Below are 17536 nucleotides of genomic sequence, written 5' to 3' on the forward strand. Positions count from 1 at the left end.
CAAAGAGAAAAGGAGGTTAATAATCATGGCTGTGAAGGAAATCCTGCGTATGGGCAACCCTCAATTGAGGCAAGTGTCCAAGGTCGTCGATGATGTCTCTGCTGAGCTGATCATTTCACTCATCAAGGATTTACAAGACACGGTGAAGGCCCATCAAGGAGCAGGACTCGCCGCACCCCAAATTGGTATCCCTTTAAGAGTGGTGCTGTTTGGTGGAGGAGGCCCTAATCCCCGCTATCCCGAGGCCCCATCGATTCCACAAACACTTCTGATTAATCCTGTCTTAACAACAATCGGCTCTGATCTAGAAGATGGTTGGGAGGGGTGCTTGAGTGTGCCAGGCCTGCGGGGCAAGGTGTCCCGCTGGAGTCGGATTCACTACAGGGCGCTCAATGAAGATGGTTTAGAGATTGAGCATTGCCTTGAGGGATTCCCAGCAAGAGTGATCCAACATGAATGTGACCACTTAGACGGGGTTTTGTTTCCCGATCGTCTGGTTGACTCTGCCTCATTTGGCTTCACAGGGGAGTTAGAAGCTGCTGGCATCATTGCGAAGCTTGCCAGGGCAGAGCAAAAAGCATCACAACAGAGCAGATCAGATTGAAAAATTAAACCTTATTCTTAAAGAGACAACGCACCATCATTAGCCAAGAGCTAAACAATGATAATGGTCAACATAAAGCTATTAATATGGACAGTTTTTGTATTTGTCATGATGCTAGAAGTTGCTCCCAACGATGGACAAATTCTTGTGGGAACGTTTTCTGGACTATTGATCGGACTGTTAGTGCACACACTGAAAAGCTTAGACAAAGCACAGTAAGATGAGAAATCAACAGCTGCTGACGACTTAGGAGTGACTAAATCCAGAGAACAGCTTGAACAGTGGATGAGTGAGACCAATTCCCTGCTCCACAAAAGGCTGAGGAATAGAGCAATAAAGCGACGCACTCTACGCGCCTTGACATTAACTAGTTTCATCCTGATCGTTGCGACAGAAATCGCACCTAATGCCGACGGCCAAGTTGTCTTTGGTGCATTTCTTGGCATCGCCCTATATCACTTCTCCATTGAATTAGAAAATCTGAAGGACAGTGAGTAAAACCAGCACTGATGGTTTTACTTATTAGCAACTGCTCTAGATGCCACGATATAGAATTCCACTAAACGTAGACAGGTTAATGACAACGACTCATTGAGCGAGAAAGGACTTTGCGGTTAGCATAAAAACCTGCAAGCCGATCATGCAGGCAGGCAATACAAAATACATACGACCAAGAGAAAGGCATCTCTGAAGACCTATGTATCATCGCTATCAACCTGATTGGCAGTCAGAAAACTGGAATCATGGGCTGGCTTATCGATCAAAAACAAAGCATCGCAATCAGCACATCAAGCCAGATTCAAGCAGTAACTTTTTTGCAAATACAACAACTACTTTCGATCACCTTGGTGAAGATCATTCAATTTCGCAACAACTGATTGTTGTAATTTATCTTTTTTACTGGCCAGCCAGTCACTTACATTTGACTTCTCTTGTGGAGTAAGGTTCATTTTTTGCAAGTATTCCTTAGTAGCCTCCCAAACCAAAGCTCCAAATTCTTTTGAGTGCTTGAGACGCTCAGCCACTTTTTCATGAATATCCTCGTCATTGAGCAGAGGGTGGGTTTCCGTCGTTTCGGCAGAAATGTCAATGATCGGCTGGTCTGATGTGTCAGCCATAGAAAGAAAAGGCGACGATGACAATGGTTGGTAAAAGAATTATATCTTGTTGGCATTACTTGTTAGCATGGACGAGTTGCGCAGCTTAATGATAGTTTTCTTAGGCGAAATCACCATGGTGTGAACAGGCCAGTGTTGCCCAAAACATCCAATCAAGCCACTGATCAAATACTTATCTCGTCAAGCTACTGCTCAAGGAAGTCTCTTAAATGATCCTGAATCAATCACATTATGTAGCTCTCCAATAATAAGTAAAATTTATTAGCACGAGGACTTTTCTGTGGACATAAGCTATCGAACTAGCATCTAATCTCAGCACAATTAACCTGGACAAGACTGCCTAATACTGAAAGATGAGCGATCTATTAACTAGCCTCTGCTTGTCTATTCAATTCTCAATTAAATTTACTATTTGGGGGAGATAAGCCTGGCAATGATGATTCGACACAAATAACCACGCATCAATTGTTAAGCCTATCTTGGGCTCTGTCTTTATAACTAAATCCAAGAAAAAAACTGATTATCGCCATGCTTGATTCGATTGTTTTTTTGAAGCTTGCCACTATCGACAACCAGTCCTATGAAATTTGATTGAACCCCAATCCCAAGGAAGGCGTTGTTTGTCTCTCAACCTCTCTGAAGACATCTCGCTCCATTGCTTCGAGAAGCTGGCCATCCGCCATCAGGGTGGCTCTTAAAGCTTGGCAACACGCTCAAATGGATTGGCTGCAGTGTTCTTGCCGAGTTGCTCCAGTCGCATCAGCTCTGATTGTCATCCAGCATGTCTTCATATCCCTGATAAGGGTCATATTCCGACCAGCCTGGGCTGGCCTCATCGAGCAAACCGCTTTCACCATCAATCATCTGCATCCGGGTATTTCCTTCAGGAACGGTGTTGCAGGTAACGCCTCCAGCGGAGGAAGGCTCACAGTCATCGAAGCGGACCTGGGCACCTGTAGAACCTCAGCAAAACAGCAATGTCAGCAGACCAAAAGCAACGAAACGGGCCATTAGTGAGACTTGTACTTCACTCATCTTGCTGCTCCCCCAGAGAAATGCATGAGCCTCGGTAGCTCCTTGCATGGGCTGGCTTGAGCCGCAAGTGAAGGTGATTAGCCATCCGATACCTGGCACCTGTTTGCCAATTAGAGACTTAGACTGGCGTGCAGTTGGTCGCAGCCAACTCTGATGTTATTGACTTGACACCACAAAACTGGCTAGCGACCTCTCGCCTCTAACTAATACCTTTTTCTCCTCAACTAATCATCAGAAGCTGAACGAAATACAACTATCTCTGATTCCATTTGTGCCACTAAACTTGACTGCAACTTGAGAACAATCCTCAGGAATTTTATTGAGCCTTAGATCCCAATCCCATGACAATCGTTGTTGACCTGGTGAAACCCTCTTCTTCTTGCTTCTAGTTCTTGCACTGCTCACTAGCCGTTTAAGCAAGAGGTCATCCCAAGTGCAAAAAGTAGTATAAAAAAGTGCAATAACTTGCTCTAGCAGTGGGTGGCGTGAATCATCCTAGAGACAAGAAAGCCCAGGCTCTACCTGGGAAATTGAATGGAGCCAAGGAGACTCGAACTCCTGACCCCCTGCATGCCATGCAGGTGCTCTACCAGCTGAGCTATGGCCCCATAAACGCCGGTAACACTGGGCTCGTACCGCCGTCAAAACAGAGCTTACAACGGCAAGGCCTCAAACCTGACGCCAAACAGCCACGAGCTTTCCCTGCACCTGTACCTGATCGGCTGGTAGCTCAATCGGCTCATAAGCAGTATTGGCGGCCTCAAGCCGCACCGAAGCGCCGTTGCGGTGAAAGTGCTTCAGCGTGGTGCCACTTCCTGGCACAAGTGCACTCACCACCGTTCCATCTCGCAGCCGCGAAGGCTCAGGCACTGGCTCCATCAAAACCACATCGCCATCTGCAATGTAGGCATCCACCATCGAATCTCCATTCACGGTGAGCGCAAACAGGCCACGGGTCTCCAAAACTGGTGCAAGATCTAACCGCTCCTGAACATCATCAAACGTCTCCACCAAACCACCAGCGGCGACTGCCCCCAATACGGGGATACCGGACACCAACCCACCAAGCAGCTGCAAGGTACGCGCCTGCCCTTCCTGCCAAGTGATCCATCCCTTCTGCTGCAAATGTCGAAGCCGGCTCTGCACCGGAGCTGGTGAGCGCAGACCCATGGCCTGCATCATCTGTCGAATCGAAGGGCTGTGGTGATGGCTGCCGATGTAATCGGCCAACCAGTCATAAAGCTCCTGCTGGGCAGAAGTAAGCAACTCAGGAGAAGAGGCAGCCAACGGCAATGCATTGATTCGTCAATACATGTGTACCTATAGACACTGAATCTGGCAAGGGTTTAAACACCAAACAGTGCAGCCGCAAGACGATCCTGAGTTGACCAGAGTGCTCAAAACCGAAAGCACCCATCCAGCCTGGAACTAGAGACCACCAAGCACGGCCGCAAGCAAAGCTTGCTGAACATGCAAACGATTTTCAGCTTGATCGAAGATTCGACTGGCCTCACATTCCATCACAGCTGAACTGATCTCCTCCCCTCGATGAGCCGGTAGGCAGTGCAACACGATCGCGTTGGGATCTGCCTGAGCAAGCAAATCCTCATTGAGGCAGAAACCACGAAAGGCCTCTTCCCGCTGCGACTGTTCCTGTTCCTGTCCCATCGAGGCCCAAACATCGGTGTACAACGCCTGCGCACCTCGCACTGCATCAACTGGATCTGTCATCACTTCAATACGAGCATCAGCCACTGCCAAGTTGCGGGCCTGATCAATCACTTCTGGCAGAGGTTCAAATCCCTGCGGGCAGCCAATCCGAACGTTGACCCCCAAGAGAGCGCCGCAGAGCATCAAAGAATGTGAGACGTTATTACCATCACCCACATAGGCCAAGGTCTGGCCCGTTAATGACCCGAGAGCCTCTTGAATCGTTAGGAAATCAGCCATTGCCTGACAGGGATGCTCCAAATCAGTCAAAGCATTGAGCACCGGAATCGAAGCCCAATGGGCGTAATCCAGCAGTTCCTGCTGAGCAAAGGTCCGCACCGCGATCACATCACAGAAACGACTCAACACTCTCGCCGTGTCTTCAAGCGGTTCGCCCCGGCCCAATTGGGTCACCTGAGGATTGAGATCCACCGTTTGCCCGCCAAGGCGTGCCATCGCGACCTGAAAGCTCACTCGTGTGCGCGTCGATGCCTTCGTAAAAATCAATCCGAGAACTCGATTTCCCAAATCAATGCGACGATCACCGCTCTTGAGCTGACGGGAAAGCTCAAGCAAGGCAACCGTCTGCTCCGCAGTGAAATCAGCGCAGGAAAGAAAGTCTCGACCCTTGAGGTCAGCAAGGACGGCTGCAACACCTTGGGGATTGACAGCCATTAGGGAAGCTTCAAAGAGTCTTTATCGGAGACCAGCCCCCCTGACGTCAAGCCTTTAGGCAACAACAACACCTCTAGGGAGAGCGCTGGAATCGAGCATCTCGATCAGCTCATCGCCTTCGATAACTTCCTTTTCAAGGATCTTCTGGGCGATGGTCTCCAGCAAGGCGAGGTTATGCCGAAGAATCGAAAGGGCACTCTCATGACCTTGATCCACCAAACTCCTCACCTCCTTATCAATGGCCTGAGCAGTGGCATCACTCACAACTCGGCGTGGATTGTTGTTACCACCAAGGAAACGCCCCCCACCTTGCTTGTCATAAGCCAGAGGGCCCAAAATATCGCTCATCCCATAAGTCCCCACCATCTGCTCAGCAAGGTCAGTAGCGCGCTGTAGATCATTAGCAGCACCAGTGGTGATCTTGCCAAACACGATTTCTTCTGCAGAACGCCCTCCTAACAAGGTGGCAATCTGACCTTCAAGGTCTTGCTTGGAATTGAGGAAACGCTCCTCAGTAGGCAACTGCAAGGTGTAGCCAAGAGCACTCATCCCCCTTGGCACGATTGAAATCTTGGCAACCTTGCTACCGCCAGGCATCAGGTGTCCAACGATGGCGTGCCCCACTTCGTGATAGGCCACAACCTTCTTCTCATCATCCTGGAGCACTCGGCTCTTCTTCTCAAGGCCTGCCACAACACGCTCGATCGCTTCGTTGAGATCCTTCAGCTCTACCTCTTTTCGTTTGCCACGAGCCGCTAACAAGGCCGCTTCGTTCACCACATTGGCCAGATCAGCTCCAGCAAAACCGCTGGTTGCCTGAGCGATGCGGTCTAAATCAACCCCTTCGGCCAATTTCACTTTCTTGACATAGATCTCGAGAATCGTCTTGCGGCCAGAGAGGTCTGGGCGGTCCACAAGAACCTGTCGGTCAAAACGACCAGGCCTGAGCAGGGCTGCATCAAGGACCTCGGGCTGGTTGGTCGCGGCCAACACGATGACGGGCTTATCGGTGGACGAGAAGCCATCCATTTCCGTGAGCAGCTGGTTAAGGGTCTGCTCCCGCTCATCATTGCCTCCCACGACACCCATTGAGCCAGAACGACTTTTACCGATGGCATCAAGTTCATCGATGAAGATGATGCAAGGAGCCTTCTTCTTGGCCTGCTCAAACAGGTCCCTCACGCGGGCCGCACCAGCGCCGACAAACAGCTCGACAAACTCCGAACCAGAAATAATGAAAAAGGGAACCTCTGCCTCCCCAGCAACGGCCTTAGAGAGCAAGGTCTTACCTGTACCAGGTGGGCCCACAAGCAGCACACCCTTAGGAATGCGCGCGCCTATTTCTGTATATCGCTCAGGTGTTTTGAGAAAATCAACGATCTCAGTGAGCTCATCCTTTGCCTCATCTACCCCTGCCACATCGGCAAAGGTGACTCTGGACTCTTCATCAGGCACATAAACCTTAGCCTTGCTCTTAGTGAAACTAAGAGCTCCCTGGGCACCACCACCACCCATGGAACGCCTGGCAAAAAACTGCAGTACAAGGATGAAGATCAGCGGGGGCACAACCCAGCTGAGGATGGTGGAGAAAACATTGGGCTTCTTAGGCGGCGCTGCTGCAAATTCAACTCCTTTGCTTTCCAACCGTTGGGGCAGATCCATATCGAAGATCGGCGTCGTGGCCAGCAACGACGGTGCTCCCTCCTCAGGATTGGCCAGTTCGTAACGGATCTGATCCTGAGTGATGAAGGCCCGCTTCACGGCGCCATCGTCAACCTGATCAATAAATAGTGAGTAGGGAACCCTCGGCACCTGTGCAGCAGGATTGGGTAAGAAGCTGCTGAAAAGCAACAAAACACCGAAACCGATCAACACCAAATTGACGATGCCAAAGCGTCGATTCGGTTTGTTGTCATCCTCACGGATCGCCATCGAAAAAAATTGATTTCCGGGCTGTCACGCTAAGACGATCAATCTGTAAGCGCTTGCCTTTACTGGTGTGAGAACCGAACGTCACCACAAACGAAGCGCTGCTGGCTGCCTTGGAGACATCAATGCATCGTTGTCAGTGGCCGCTAAGACAAAGCCTTTTCGCTAAGGGTTTTTAGGAGTTCACTGCCAATCAAAGGCACTTATTTTCCCCAAACCAAGCCATTAACTGCCATCTGAATACTTGTGAAACCGATGCTGCAAAGGCAGTTTCAAGGCAACCAACGACACCCCTAGGGCAAAAAGAGAATCTTGTAGTGCATTGGCACCACAAGTCTTGATGTCAGCCCTCTTCTGAAAAGCTCTGCCTGAACAATAAATTTAACTTCTGTAGAAGCAAGACATTTTCTTTGGCCATGAGAGCAAACCAATGCCATGAAGGTATTTACTCTCAAGCAATTGCGCCTAAGCGATGCAACTTAGGTGCTTTATTATTATTAATCAAACATTCAACCACCAAGAAAGTGGGATAGGATTCATTAAATAAAAGGGAGGCATTCGCTTCATCGTTAAAACCTAAACCGCACTTGACTGTTACCGCAACCAATCGGCTGCATTCTCCTGCAGGCATTCACAAATCCATATCCTTCAACTGCAGTGGCAAGGCAACCCCAACAAGGTAATTTCTCACGGGCGTGTCAAGATCAAATAAATGCTGATATCTCTATTCATAAATGTCTAAAATACAAGTCATCTTGACTTCTTAGAAAGACCAGTACCGATACAAACTTCAGGCGTTGAAGCATCAACAGGTCGGCCCTGAAGTCTACTGATCTAAGCAACGAAAAAAACTCACCGCCATGAAGTACCATCCATTTTACTTAAGCGCAAAAGGCGGGACAATCCAGTATTTCGAGAGCGATAGAGGTCGCCTATTTCGAGTTTGCTCAAGATCTCAATGCCTTTATTGCGAAGGACTGCACTCAGCAAAATCACATCTTGACTATTTAGAGAGTTCCAAAGGTCTTCCTGCCATGTTGCTGCCTCCATGTTCTCCTCTTCAGCCAGATGAGCTATGGCCATATCCACCACTTGCTCTGCTGATGGATACGGCAACAAACGTCTTAATGGAGAACGACTCTGCCAGCGCTTGGGGTATCACTGAAAACACGAAGTCAAATCATGAGTTTTCGTTAGAATCAGAGCAGACTTGGGATGCTGTTGAGACTTACTTTGAATGCATTTCAACCTGCTCACTTGATGACGGCGAATGTCTCACCAGCTGTGTTGAGCAGCTAAGAGAGGCTGACGAGTAAGCAAATTACAATCTCGACCATCTATCAAGGCAAACACACAAAGCAGATCAACAGAAAGGTCTTATCAGAGACAATCAAGCCCTGGGAGAGAGAGGAACCATGTGTGGCTGCTATAGCCTCACCACCCCAAGGGACACTCTGCGAAAGGACCTGGCGCCTTGGCTGGCCAACAGCTCTTCGTCAACATGGCTAAGCCACTACGCCCCTCGCGCTGAAATCCACCCAGGCGAGCCTGTGCTCGCGCTAAGAGAGCATCAAAGACATACGGATGTAACCCATTTTCTTTGGGGCTTTTTGGCCAGCTGGGTGAAAGATCCCTGGCGAGGCCCAAGGCCAATCAACGCTCGTGCCGAAACCATTGCGGAGAAGCCATCTTTTCGCTCAGCTTGGCGTCATCACCGCTGTCTATTACCTAGCGATGGTTTTTATGAAAAAGGGCAACGGATTCATCGGTGCAATGGTGAACCGTTCTGGCTGGCGGGGCTATGGGATCACTGGATCGGGCCCGATGGCAGCGAAGTAGAAACCTGCTGCGTCATCACCACGCGCGCTAATGCCTTAGTGCGTCCACTGCACACGCGGATGCCTGTCATCGTGCCAAATGGCTTAGAAGAGGCCTGGCTGGAAGAAGGGGATGCCACCCACTTGCATGCACTTGAAAGCTTGCTTAACCCTTGGGATCCACATGATTGGTGTGTAAGCCAAGCCCCCAGAATGGCTTCAAGGACCAACCCAAATCAATTACAGCTGTTCTGATCGATCAGAGAAAACTGATAGGAATCAACCATATAAACCGACGCATAAGCATTAACTTTAATCAGTTCAACAAACTGCTAGGACAAACAATCAAAGAGAGTCAATAGCATCAATGGAAACAAAGCGTAGAAAGCATCATGACTGAGTTAGATAAATATTGATTAGAATCATAGCAACAACAGCTTGGAACAACTTTGAGAATCGAATAGAGCCAACGACTTAGGATGAACACTGACTCTGCATATAACGATAGATTTTGCCATAACCCACACTAGGGTTTGCATCATAAAGCAACTGGAAACAACTAAAATCTATCATTGGCAAGCGTTCCTTGAATTGCTGGCGGTCAATGTTCAAGAGAAGATCGCCATCTTTTGGCATGTAATTGTAGCTCTTATCTCTCCTTCCCATTCCTTCCTTGACAATGTATTTTCCTGTAGCAGGATCAATCTTAATAAGACGATCATAGGTTAAACGATTTAAATGCCTATGTTCGTTGTACCAACCTTTGGCAAAGATGATATTGACCTCTTTCCCGTTTCTCTTCATTTGCTTTGATATCTTCTTAATCGCATAATACGTAGAGGCCCAGTCATCCTGACGGTTTTTCGTCGACGTGAGACGACTTAAAAAACTAGGCCATTCGAGCAATGCCGTAAAAGAAGCAACAACAAAGACAAATGCTGTCGCCATCATCTTACCAAAGTACTTTTTAAAAGAATAACTCTGAGTCAGCAAGGCAACAAAATATGTAATGTCTATTGCAAAAACGATCTGAACAGGAAAGGACAAGTGATTGCCCATTGAAAAATCGACAAAGTAAGAAGTGGCCAGAATATATATAATCGCAGATGCATTTAGTGCATCAACAAGATTAACCTGAATTTTGCGAAGGAAAACTAAACACAAACGAACTGCAAATACAAAACATATCATCAAGATTCTGCCATCAAATACCAGGGAGAATTGATTGCCTTCACTATATATTCCCCTTTGCAAATAGTTGCTAGGCAAGAAGCTCAGGAAGAAATAGGAGACGAGATAGGCAGCCATCAAGAAGATCAGACAGCGCTCCAAGCGAAATGATCCTGGGGATGATTCGTAGCCCAATCTGGGCAGATAGGAATGATTGGCCATTCGCCCTGCAAAACCTAAGCACAAGGTCATTACAGCTGGTCCAATAAAGAATATAAAAGCTATGTCCTTGAGAAAGATACCAAGAAGAGCAGTTATTAATGTCAAGTAGAAATATTTATCTTCTTGCGTTTGCTGATAGCAAAGGTAACTGTAAATAAAAACAACCAAAAAAGTTGCAAGTAGTCGTTCCGAATAAACAAACTGAAAGAAAACAACTGCTGTTACGGGATTGATTAGAACAAGAACTGTCGTCAGCAATAAAAGCGAAGGGAGGAAATTATTAGTAAGCTTTCTGATAAACTTTGTGATAAAAATAACGACAACGGCTAGTTCAATAGCATTGAGTATCGCCCAGACTTTTGGATAAGGAGTTAGCCAACTCAAAAGATGTATGTCTTGATGAGCCAAGGGGAAAAATCTAAAGTCATTGCGGCGCATCGTCTCACCAACAAAACCATCAAGAAAGCGAAAATTCTCTAACAGATCATATTCAAATATATCGGAATACCATCCAACTAACTCTGGATAATGCCAGCTTGCATTATTCACAATCATAATCAAATAAATGATGAATATTCCGTAAACGAAAGGGTGTCTGATGACATTAGAGATCACTTTCTTGATATTTCCTTTATCAATAACGAGCTTAAGATCGGAACAACTTTTCACTAAATTATAAACTAATACCAAAAGCACCAATGCTAGAATAATCAAAAATATGTCATGGCCAATGATTTCATAATTTGACAAAAACTGTTTGCCCTCTTTTGAAGCTCTCTCCGGTAAAGTTTCAAGCAGAGTTTTCAGATTGCCGACGAAATATGCCAAAAGACTTATCGAAAGCATTGCAGCTGGAATTCCCAACCAAAGGCTCAAGGGGAAATTCTTTTTTTGCTTTCCCGGCTTCTGGCTTGTCGCTGACAAATTAGCTTGCTTGTTAGACATGGCCGTTGCTCTCCTCGGTCAACATCATTGTCTACAGTGTAGGTGATTAAGACGAGTCATTATTATGTTTTACTTTGACCTGGCAAAGCGGCAAACCATGCAAAACAACTAAATTCTTGAGCCCAGAAGAACAGCAGCAAAGTTAAATCGTGTGAAATCATCTTCAAATGGTCCATGATCCCGATGTTTCTTGTGCCTGTCAAAGGCACGATCACAGGCAAAGAAACTTTCTAAAGCATCAATTGCCTGAGAATTAAGATCACCACGACTCAACATCAAGAAGGAATCATCGAAACCGTTTCTTCTCAGCAAGCAGGTGCTTGACAAACGCATCGCTACACTAAGAATTTTATGAGCTGATTGTTTCGGGTGACTACTACACCACGGCAACGAAAACATCAATATCGAGACAGGCTTTATCGCCTCTTGCTCGCTTTTACCCTGTTGCTATTGGCAAGCTTTGCCATACCGCAAGTTTATTGGCCTGCTCCAATTTGCTATTCAGTCATCGCAATTCTGATCACCAGGTTGCTGGCGAGAAAAGTCAAACATCATGTCTGGAGAGAACGGCTCTATCAATGGCTGGGATGGGCAGCATTGCTGAGCCTATGGTTCTGGCTGCTCACACCAAGTCACTGGACCTACAGCGGTATTCCCCTGATATGGAGCTGGATTTTGTTCGTGGGCTGGAGCTTAATTCGACTGGTGAAACAGCTGAGTCGTGAGCGCCAAGTCAGCGAAATGGTTTTGATGGGAGCAGCCGCTGGATACTTACTCTTAGGAATCAGCGCCGGCCTGGTGATGAATGCGTTGTATACGGTTGAACCCAACAGCTTTGCGCTCCTGGATTTACCCAACCAGGCCATCAACAGCACCAATCACAGCGTGCTGAATACGCCTCATCGATTTGCCGAGATCAACTACTTTGCCTTCGTGTGCCTAACCACCGTTGGCTTCGGGGGGATCAAGCCGATTTTGCCAGCAGCAAGGATGGTGAGCGTGGCCACCAGCATTGTTGGCCCCCTTTATCTAACTCTGATGATGGGTGCGCTGATCAGCAGATTCTCCGGCAATACCAACAGCAAGTGGCTTAACAAAGAATCGACTCCAAAAGACATTCAGCCTTCACAGCAGGAGGTCACTACTGATCAAAAAGATCGATGAATCTTGCGTCTAACTTAAAAACATCAAGATCAAAGCATAAACTCTATGCTATAGAGGCGAGCATCGAATTCCTAAGAAGAATGAGACCAATTAATGGGTGTCTTCATCCCAAGCCTTCTCAATCCCATCGGCAAGCATACAGCAAGATAATATCTATTTAAAATTCTAAGATGCTAGAAACATAATGCAGGCTAGTTCGTCAATGGCTACACTGCTAATACTGTTATAAAGTATTATTTAAACAGGCATAGACTTCTGGACAGGTAGTCTGTCGCAATAGGTTAATGATTTAGTCGTTACACTCATTGCCAGTCCTGCTTGATCTCGATTTCTAGTTGAAGATAAACATTGCTGGATTAAGTGCGAGCTTATCGAAGCAAGCTCTAGCGATTGAGAGTAACGACTGGAATCGCATGAGCAATTGCAAGCCATCTCTCTGATCAGGCACCCTGCCTCATGCCAATGATCATCTCCCTATGCTACAAATTGTCTTAATATGTTAGCACCTCTCCTTTAAGTTTTAAGCCTTGGAAGATTGCCTAGGTCAAACAATTTTTTTGAGGGTATTAAATTATTGATGGAATTTATCTTGCATCAAATCAATCATCAAATAGCTTTCGCAAGCATAAATCTCATATCTCTCTCCTGTTAATCAGCCTTGTGGTGGTTTCAGCTCGACTAACAGATGACTTGACTAGCATTGCCATTAAAATCAAAAAGACCTATAAAGACTTCGGAGTCTTGTCAATTGCTAAATGCACAACAACAATCATCTATTGATGCTTTCAACATTGTTGAGATGACTTTCTGTAGTCAGCCTCTGAAAATATTTACCAATCCAATACATAAATACAACTTACTCCAACAATATTCAAACGATAGGTATTGCGTAGATCTCAGCAATGCTTAAAAAGCTCATATTGCAAGAGCCAGTCAGCCCCTAACGACTGCAATGAGCCAGACGCGAGCCCAACAACATCTTTCATGCTTGTGAGGCCAAGATCATCAAGTGATGTTCTGGCCGGCAGGCCACCCAACAGCTTGGGAGCTACCACCACCGCCAATTCTTGAACACAGCCTTGCTGCAGTGCTGCGGCTGCTAAGCCTGGCCCGCATTCCCACAGCACACGGTTGCAGTCTTGTTGAGCTAAGGCCTGAAGCAACTCAAGCGGTTCAGAGGCAGGCAAAGCAAGTAGCTCAGGCCCCTCAGGCAAATGAGCCAACTGTTCATGGCCAGGCTCTAGGCCATGTGCAACAAGGGTGTGAGCCACTGCAGTGTTCCAAAGCTGAGCTTGTTGAGGCAAATCAAGACTGCGACTCAGCACCACCCGCTTTGGTTCGGGGTCAGAGTGCCCACGACTGGTCAACAACGGATCGTCCGCACGCACAGTGCCGCCGCCAACGATCACAGCATCACATTGGCCACGTAAGCGATGCACCCAGCGACGCGCTTCACCACCACTGATCCACTGACTGGCGCCATTGGGCAGAGCGGTGCGTCCATCGAGGCTCATCGCCCATTTGAGAATCCCCCAGGGGCGCCCAGTACAAACACGATGCACAAAAGCCCGGTTCTGATGTGCTGCTTCCGGCTCCAACACAGCAGTGATCACCTCCAGTCCGGCATCACGCAAACGAGTGATGCCGGCCCCAGCAACGCGTGGGTCTGGGTCCTGCATTGCCACCACAACTCGGCGAAGTCCGGCAGCGATGACGGCCTCCGTGCAGGGAGGCGTGCGGCCTTGATGGCAACAGGGTTCCAAAGTGACCACCAGGGTTCCACCGCTGGCCTGTTCACCAGCTTGTGTGAGAGCGCCTACCTCAGCATGAGGTTGCCCAGCGCGGGCATGAAAACCCTCTCCGACAAGCTTGCCAGCCTTGTCTAGAACAACTGCCCCAACAAGAGGGTTGGGACTGGTGCGACCATCTGCGAGAGCAGCCAAGTGCAACGCCCGCCGCATCCATGGCAGCCAAACAGCACTGGCAGAGGGGTTGACGTTCATCAACTATTGAGCAGCCTGCGGCAATGAACGCCACTCGCTGACGACATAAGGAGGCACAGGCAGTTCAGTAAACACACCGGCGAGCTGCAAACGCAGCGGGCGATTGTTGGTTAAATCATCCAGCAAAGGGTTGAGATCGAATTCTGCTGCTGCTTCACGGCCATCCTTCGCCAATTGCGGACTGGCCATTGTGATGTCATCCAAGGCCCAGTCTCGGCGACCGGCATGCACGAGCAGTGCGGTTGGATGATTGAGACGAACCTTGCCGGGATAACCAACAATCCTCAACACCACTGGCTCACCTGGCGGGCCCTGGCGGTAAGCCACCACCTGCCAACTGTGATACTCGAGATCACGCAGGGTCTCAAAGCTGCGTACAAATAAAGAACTTTCATCACTTTCATTGGTCAACACCTGCGCCTGGACAAGAGATGGGCTGAGCAGCAACAGCACAACAGCCACAAAGAAGCAAGCCAAAGCCCTCTTCAGCATGAAAAGGCCAGGCCATCGATGCGATGCAGAACTCCCTGCGCTGGCCATGACCTCAAAGAAGGTCTTCACAGCGTATGCAAAAAACTATCGATGCCGATAGGACATCCCGCACAGATTGGCGTCACTCATTCACCCCTCAGACCCTGCCCGTTCAGCACCTGGAATCAACTGCCAATCGGTATGCGTTGCCCACAGGGCCCAGATAGCCATTGCTCGCAAATAGTGGCATGCCCTGTAGGTCTTCGCTGCAGTAATCGCTTCTGGGGTGCGGAACTGCAAACCACCGCCATACACCTGATTGACCACCGCTGAACAGATGGCTGTGGCCGTCGGGGCATCGCCCATCAGTCGGTAGTAGGCCGCTAGACCGAAGTTGATGCCAGTCCATACCTCCAAGGGATGGGTTCCCTTGGGATCAAGTGGCATGCCATCACGGCACAAACCATTGGCGACTCCCAAACGGCCGCCTTCAAAACCTTCAAAGCAGGCCTCCTTGACTGCATTCAAACTGCTGCGACTGCGTTCATCAGCAACAACAGACGGCAGCCCCAGCAAGCGAGCATAAAAATCACCGCAGAGTTGATCAGCCATCACTACCGGCGTACCACTCTCAGCATCGATCTTGTAGTACTCCCCATTCCAAAGCAGCCGATCGAAGTTGGCACGTGATTGCTCAAGCCAACCGCTGAACTGATGTTGCTCCTCTGCCGTATTCAATCCTAAGTCCAAATGCAAGCGCTGTGCCATTGCTAGAGCAGCCTCAAGAGCTGCAATCCAGAGAGCCCCGCAATAGGCGCTCACGCCTTGCAAAGGCCAATCGTCAAAGGTCTGATCCGGAGCGCCACCGTTATCAGGCAGACCATCGTGATTGACATCAAAGCGCTTGAGATAACTGAGGGCCTGCACTGCCGCCGGCCAGCATTCAGCCAAGAAGCTCAGATCTTCGCCATTCGGTGAGAGAAGAAACGTTCGCCATACCTGCAGCACATAATCACTGGCCAGATCTTTCCAGAGATTGCAATCCTGATAAGCGGTGTAGTTGGTGGCATCAAACGGCGACTCATTCGGTGCTCCCAGATCATGGGGAGTAGCCGCCGCCCTCTTGCGGGGGGCCTCGACCCGGCCACGCCCCTGGGTGAAATACCAGCCGATTGGTCGTGGTGTGGCATCTGCCGCTGGAATGGCTCGAGCAAAACTACGCAAGACAGCCTTATCGAGCTCAGGCCACAACTGCAGCAGAGCCAAGGAGCCATAGAGGCGCACATCAAGACTTTCGTACCAGGCGTAGTCGAAGCACTCAAGAACCCCAAAGCGACCCACCGGATCTCCTGGACGGGCTGCCGTCCAAAGGCTGCCACCGCTAGCCAAGTCGTAGAGCTCATTGAACAAAGCCATTCGCAAACGCTCAGGCAGATCCTCACGCGCCAGCACCGGCGCCTGCCAGGCATCAATCTGCTCACGCCAATCAGGCCAATCACGCAAGGCCTCGGCAGCAAGAGCGGCGGCGGCCTGACCATCGCTGCCGTGAAAGTCGGTATAACGGCGTAAATCGCGAACGCCTGAAGCGAAAGCCGTCACCGGTAGATCCCAACTGATCACCACAGGGATCTCAAGACTTTCGCCAGGCGCCAGGGTGACCTTCACCGCTAAAGCAGCGCTGGTCTGCTCGCCCGCCAAGCTCTTGTGCTTGTCATTGCTGTTTGCAATGGTTCCTTCACTAGCGAAGGATCTCCACAGTTCGCTGCCATCTCCGCTGGGATCCCAACGGCTACAACGCATCACCTCCACACCAGGCAGATGATCAGGGACAGCCAAACACCACTGCCCTTGCCCCTCAGCCAAGGGGTCAGCTCGCTCACCATCCATCAAGACACCAATCAGCCCTGGCTGATCAATCCAACGATTGCACTGCCCCTCGCCACGTCCGATGGCAGGCACATAACTGTGTTCAGGGCTGCCGTCATCGCGGAAATGAACGCTGGCGGAGGGATCAGTGTTCGTAAACCAGCCACATGTATTGCGCCAACTCAGCAGCAGCGACAATTCCAGAGATTGCGATGTTGGGTTCTGAAGCTGCCAACGAAACACGGCCAGGGGGTAGCTGGTGCGTCGGTAATCACCAGGAAGGATTGGACTGAACGCCTCGCAAACCAGTTCAGCAGCGAAGACTCCTTTGTAATGGGTCCAACTGAGCGGATAGCGAGCTGAATAGCTACCAGTCGTGCGTTGCTCTGTACTGGCTGGATACCAGCTCCAAGAGGAGAGAGGCTTGTTTAGTTCAGGCTGAGAGTCATCGGTTTGTGGCGCTGTAGCCAGCGCATGAGCACGCACCTGATCCCCCTGCCGCTCAAACAAAGCGAACTGGCAATCAGGAATGCTGCCCTGCCAATGCTCACCACCATCAAGATTCCAGAGATTGAAATCACCGCGAGGGCTACGCCCGATACAACCGGCCCCGAAGCCTCCCAGGGGCATGCCATGCCAGGGCCCATCGTCGAGATTGCTGGCATAACGCACCGTGTAAGGCTGTTGCCAAGCCAATCCGAAAGCACGGCTCCAGCTGGCGGCAGGCACACTCCGAGGCTTCAAGCTCGATCCACGCTTAAACAAGGACCTGAAAGCTGACAAGCCAAAAAGGGCCATGGGGCAAAA

General features: G+C 49.2%; 15 protein-coding genes and 1 tRNA gene. 4 read left to right on the forward strand and 12 right to left on the reverse strand.

The genetic code is table 11. The annotated features are described in order from the left end of the window. Nucleotides 1-25: 25 nt before the first annotated feature. Nucleotides 26-604: a peptide deformylase gene (gene def / locus SIB74_RS06935; RefSeq protein WP_063395475.1), complete on the forward strand. Its 579-nt coding sequence runs from the start codon at nt 26-28 to the stop codon at nt 602-604. A gap of 252 nt (nt 605-856) precedes the next feature. Continuing rightward, nucleotides 857-1102, forward strand: a complete 246-nt coding sequence (locus tag SIB74_RS06940; RefSeq protein ID WP_011826536.1) for a hypothetical protein — start codon at nt 857-859, stop codon at nt 1100-1102. A 332-nt stretch (nt 1103-1434) separates the two neighbouring features. Here the strand turns inward: SIB74_RS06940 and SIB74_RS06945 are convergent, their stop codons facing one another. The 7 genes from SIB74_RS06945 to SIB74_RS06975 all read right to left on the reverse strand — a co-directional run bounded on the left by SIB74_RS06945 (nt 1435) and on the right by SIB74_RS06975 (nt 8187). Continuing rightward, on the reverse strand, nt 1435-1722 hold the full coding sequence (locus SIB74_RS06945; protein ID WP_063395476.1) for a hypothetical protein: 288 nt from the start codon (nt 1720-1722) through the stop codon (nt 1435-1437). A 1570-nt stretch (nt 1723-3292) separates the two neighbouring features. Next, nucleotides 3293-3365, reverse strand: a tRNA-Ala gene (locus SIB74_RS06950). 61 nt (nt 3366-3426) lie between these two features. Next, entirely contained in the window at nt 3427-4050 is a 624-nt protein-coding gene (gene lexA / locus SIB74_RS06955; RefSeq protein WP_063395477.1) for a transcriptional repressor LexA, read from the reverse strand. A 135-nt stretch (nt 4051-4185) separates the two neighbouring features. After that, nucleotides 4186-5142, reverse strand: a complete 957-nt coding sequence (gene argF / locus SIB74_RS06960) for an ornithine carbamoyltransferase (RefSeq protein WP_063395478.1) — start codon at nt 5140-5142, stop codon at nt 4186-4188. A 54-nt stretch (nt 5143-5196) separates the two neighbouring features. Continuing rightward, nucleotides 5197-7074, reverse strand: a complete 1878-nt coding sequence (ftsH, locus tag SIB74_RS06965; RefSeq protein WP_063395479.1) for an ATP-dependent zinc metalloprotease FtsH — start codon at nt 7072-7074, stop codon at nt 5197-5199. Nucleotides 7075-7522: 448 nt separating this feature from the next. After that, nucleotides 7523-7702, reverse strand: coding sequence for a hypothetical protein (locus SIB74_RS06970; protein WP_156486083.1), 180 nt, complete (start codon nt 7700-7702; stop codon nt 7523-7525). Between the two features lie 221 nt (nt 7703-7923). Further along, nucleotides 7924-8187 (reverse strand): hypothetical protein, encoded by a 264-nt coding sequence (locus tag SIB74_RS06975; RefSeq protein WP_156486084.1) that lies wholly within the window; start codon nt 8185-8187, stop codon nt 7924-7926. 299 nt (nt 8188-8486) lie between these two features. Between SIB74_RS06975 and SIB74_RS06980 the strand changes: the two genes are divergently transcribed. Further along, nucleotides 8487-9143, forward strand: coding sequence for an SOS response-associated peptidase (locus SIB74_RS06980; protein ID WP_063395482.1), 657 nt, complete (start codon nt 8487-8489; stop codon nt 9141-9143). Between the two features lie 219 nt (nt 9144-9362). Here the strand turns inward: SIB74_RS06980 and SIB74_RS06985 are convergent, their stop codons facing one another. Both SIB74_RS06985 and SIB74_RS06990 read right to left on the reverse strand, forming a co-directional pair. Next, on the reverse strand, nt 9363-11225 hold the full coding sequence (locus tag SIB74_RS06985; RefSeq protein WP_063395483.1) for a hypothetical protein: 1863 nt from the start codon (nt 11223-11225) through the stop codon (nt 9363-9365). Between the two features lie 108 nt (nt 11226-11333). Continuing rightward, nucleotides 11334-11501 carry a hypothetical protein gene (locus SIB74_RS06990; RefSeq protein WP_197463266.1) on the reverse strand — a complete coding sequence of 56 codons (168 nt, stop codon included), beginning with the start codon at nt 11499-11501 and terminating at the stop codon, nt 11334-11336. Nucleotides 11502-11594: 93 nt separating this feature from the next. Between SIB74_RS06990 and SIB74_RS06995 the strand changes: the two genes are divergently transcribed. After that, nucleotides 11595-12389: a potassium channel family protein gene (locus tag SIB74_RS06995; protein ID WP_063395628.1), complete on the forward strand. Its 795-nt coding sequence runs from the start codon at nt 11595-11597 to the stop codon at nt 12387-12389. Between the two features lie 896 nt (nt 12390-13285). Here SIB74_RS06995 and ribD read toward each other — a convergent pair. The 3 genes from ribD to SIB74_RS07010 form a co-directional block, all read right to left on the reverse strand. Further along, nucleotides 13286-14392, reverse strand: a complete 1107-nt coding sequence (gene ribD / locus SIB74_RS07000) for a bifunctional diaminohydroxyphosphoribosylaminopyrimidine deaminase/5-amino-6-(5-phosphoribosylamino)uracil reductase RibD (protein ID WP_063395629.1) — start codon at nt 14390-14392, stop codon at nt 13286-13288. Between the two features lie 3 nt (nt 14393-14395). Further along, nucleotides 14396-14932: a DUF3122 domain-containing protein gene (locus tag SIB74_RS07005; protein WP_369818011.1), complete on the reverse strand. Its 537-nt coding sequence runs from the start codon at nt 14930-14932 to the stop codon at nt 14396-14398. An 81-nt stretch (nt 14933-15013) separates the two neighbouring features. Next, nucleotides 15014-17527, reverse strand: coding sequence for a GH116 family glycosyl hydrolase (locus tag SIB74_RS07010; protein ID WP_063395485.1), 2514 nt, complete (start codon nt 17525-17527; stop codon nt 15014-15016). Between the last annotated feature and the right edge of the window lie 9 nt (nt 17528-17536).

It is taken from the genome of Prochlorococcus sp. MIT 1306, from assembly GCF_047304515.1.
Taxonomy (GTDB): Bacteria; Cyanobacteriota; Cyanobacteriia; order PCC-6307; family Cyanobiaceae; genus Prochlorococcus; species Prochlorococcus marinus_D.

Excerpts from the sequence above, each read along its gene's own strand:
- def (WP_063395475.1), top strand. The coding sequence starts at position 26 with ATGGCTGTGAAGGAAATCCTGCGTATGGGCAACCCTCAATTGAGGCAA.
- SIB74_RS06945 (WP_063395476.1), bottom strand. The coding sequence starts at position 1,722 with ATGGCTGACACATCAGACCAGCCGATCATTGACATTTCTGCCGAAACG.
- argF (WP_063395478.1), bottom strand. The coding sequence starts at position 5,142 with ATGGCTGTCAATCCCCAAGGTGTTGCAGCCGTCCTTGCTGACCTCAAG.
- ftsH (WP_063395479.1), bottom strand. The coding sequence starts at position 7,074 with ATGGCGATCCGTGAGGATGACAACAAACCGAATCGACGCTTTGGCATC.
- SIB74_RS06970 (WP_156486083.1), bottom strand. The coding sequence starts at position 7,702 with ATGCCTGCAGGAGAATGCAGCCGATTGGTTGCGGTAACAGTCAAGTGC.
- SIB74_RS06980 (WP_063395482.1), top strand. The coding sequence starts at position 8,487 with ATGTGTGGCTGCTATAGCCTCACCACCCCAAGGGACACTCTGCGAAAG.
- SIB74_RS06985 (WP_063395483.1), bottom strand. The coding sequence starts at position 11,225 with ATGTCTAACAAGCAAGCTAATTTGTCAGCGACAAGCCAGAAGCCGGGA.
- SIB74_RS06990 (WP_197463266.1), bottom strand. The coding sequence starts at position 11,501 with ATGTTGAGTCGTGGTGATCTTAATTCTCAGGCAATTGATGCTTTAGAA.
- ribD (WP_063395629.1), bottom strand. The coding sequence starts at position 14,392 with ATGAACGTCAACCCCTCTGCCAGTGCTGTTTGGCTGCCATGGATGCGG.
- SIB74_RS07005 (WP_369818011.1), bottom strand. The coding sequence starts at position 14,932 with ATGGCCAGCGCAGGGAGTTCTGCATCGCATCGATGGCCTGGCCTTTTC.
- SIB74_RS07010 (WP_063395485.1), bottom strand. The coding sequence starts at position 17,527 with ATGGCCCTTTTTGGCTTGTCAGCTTTCAGGTCCTTGTTTAAGCGTGGA.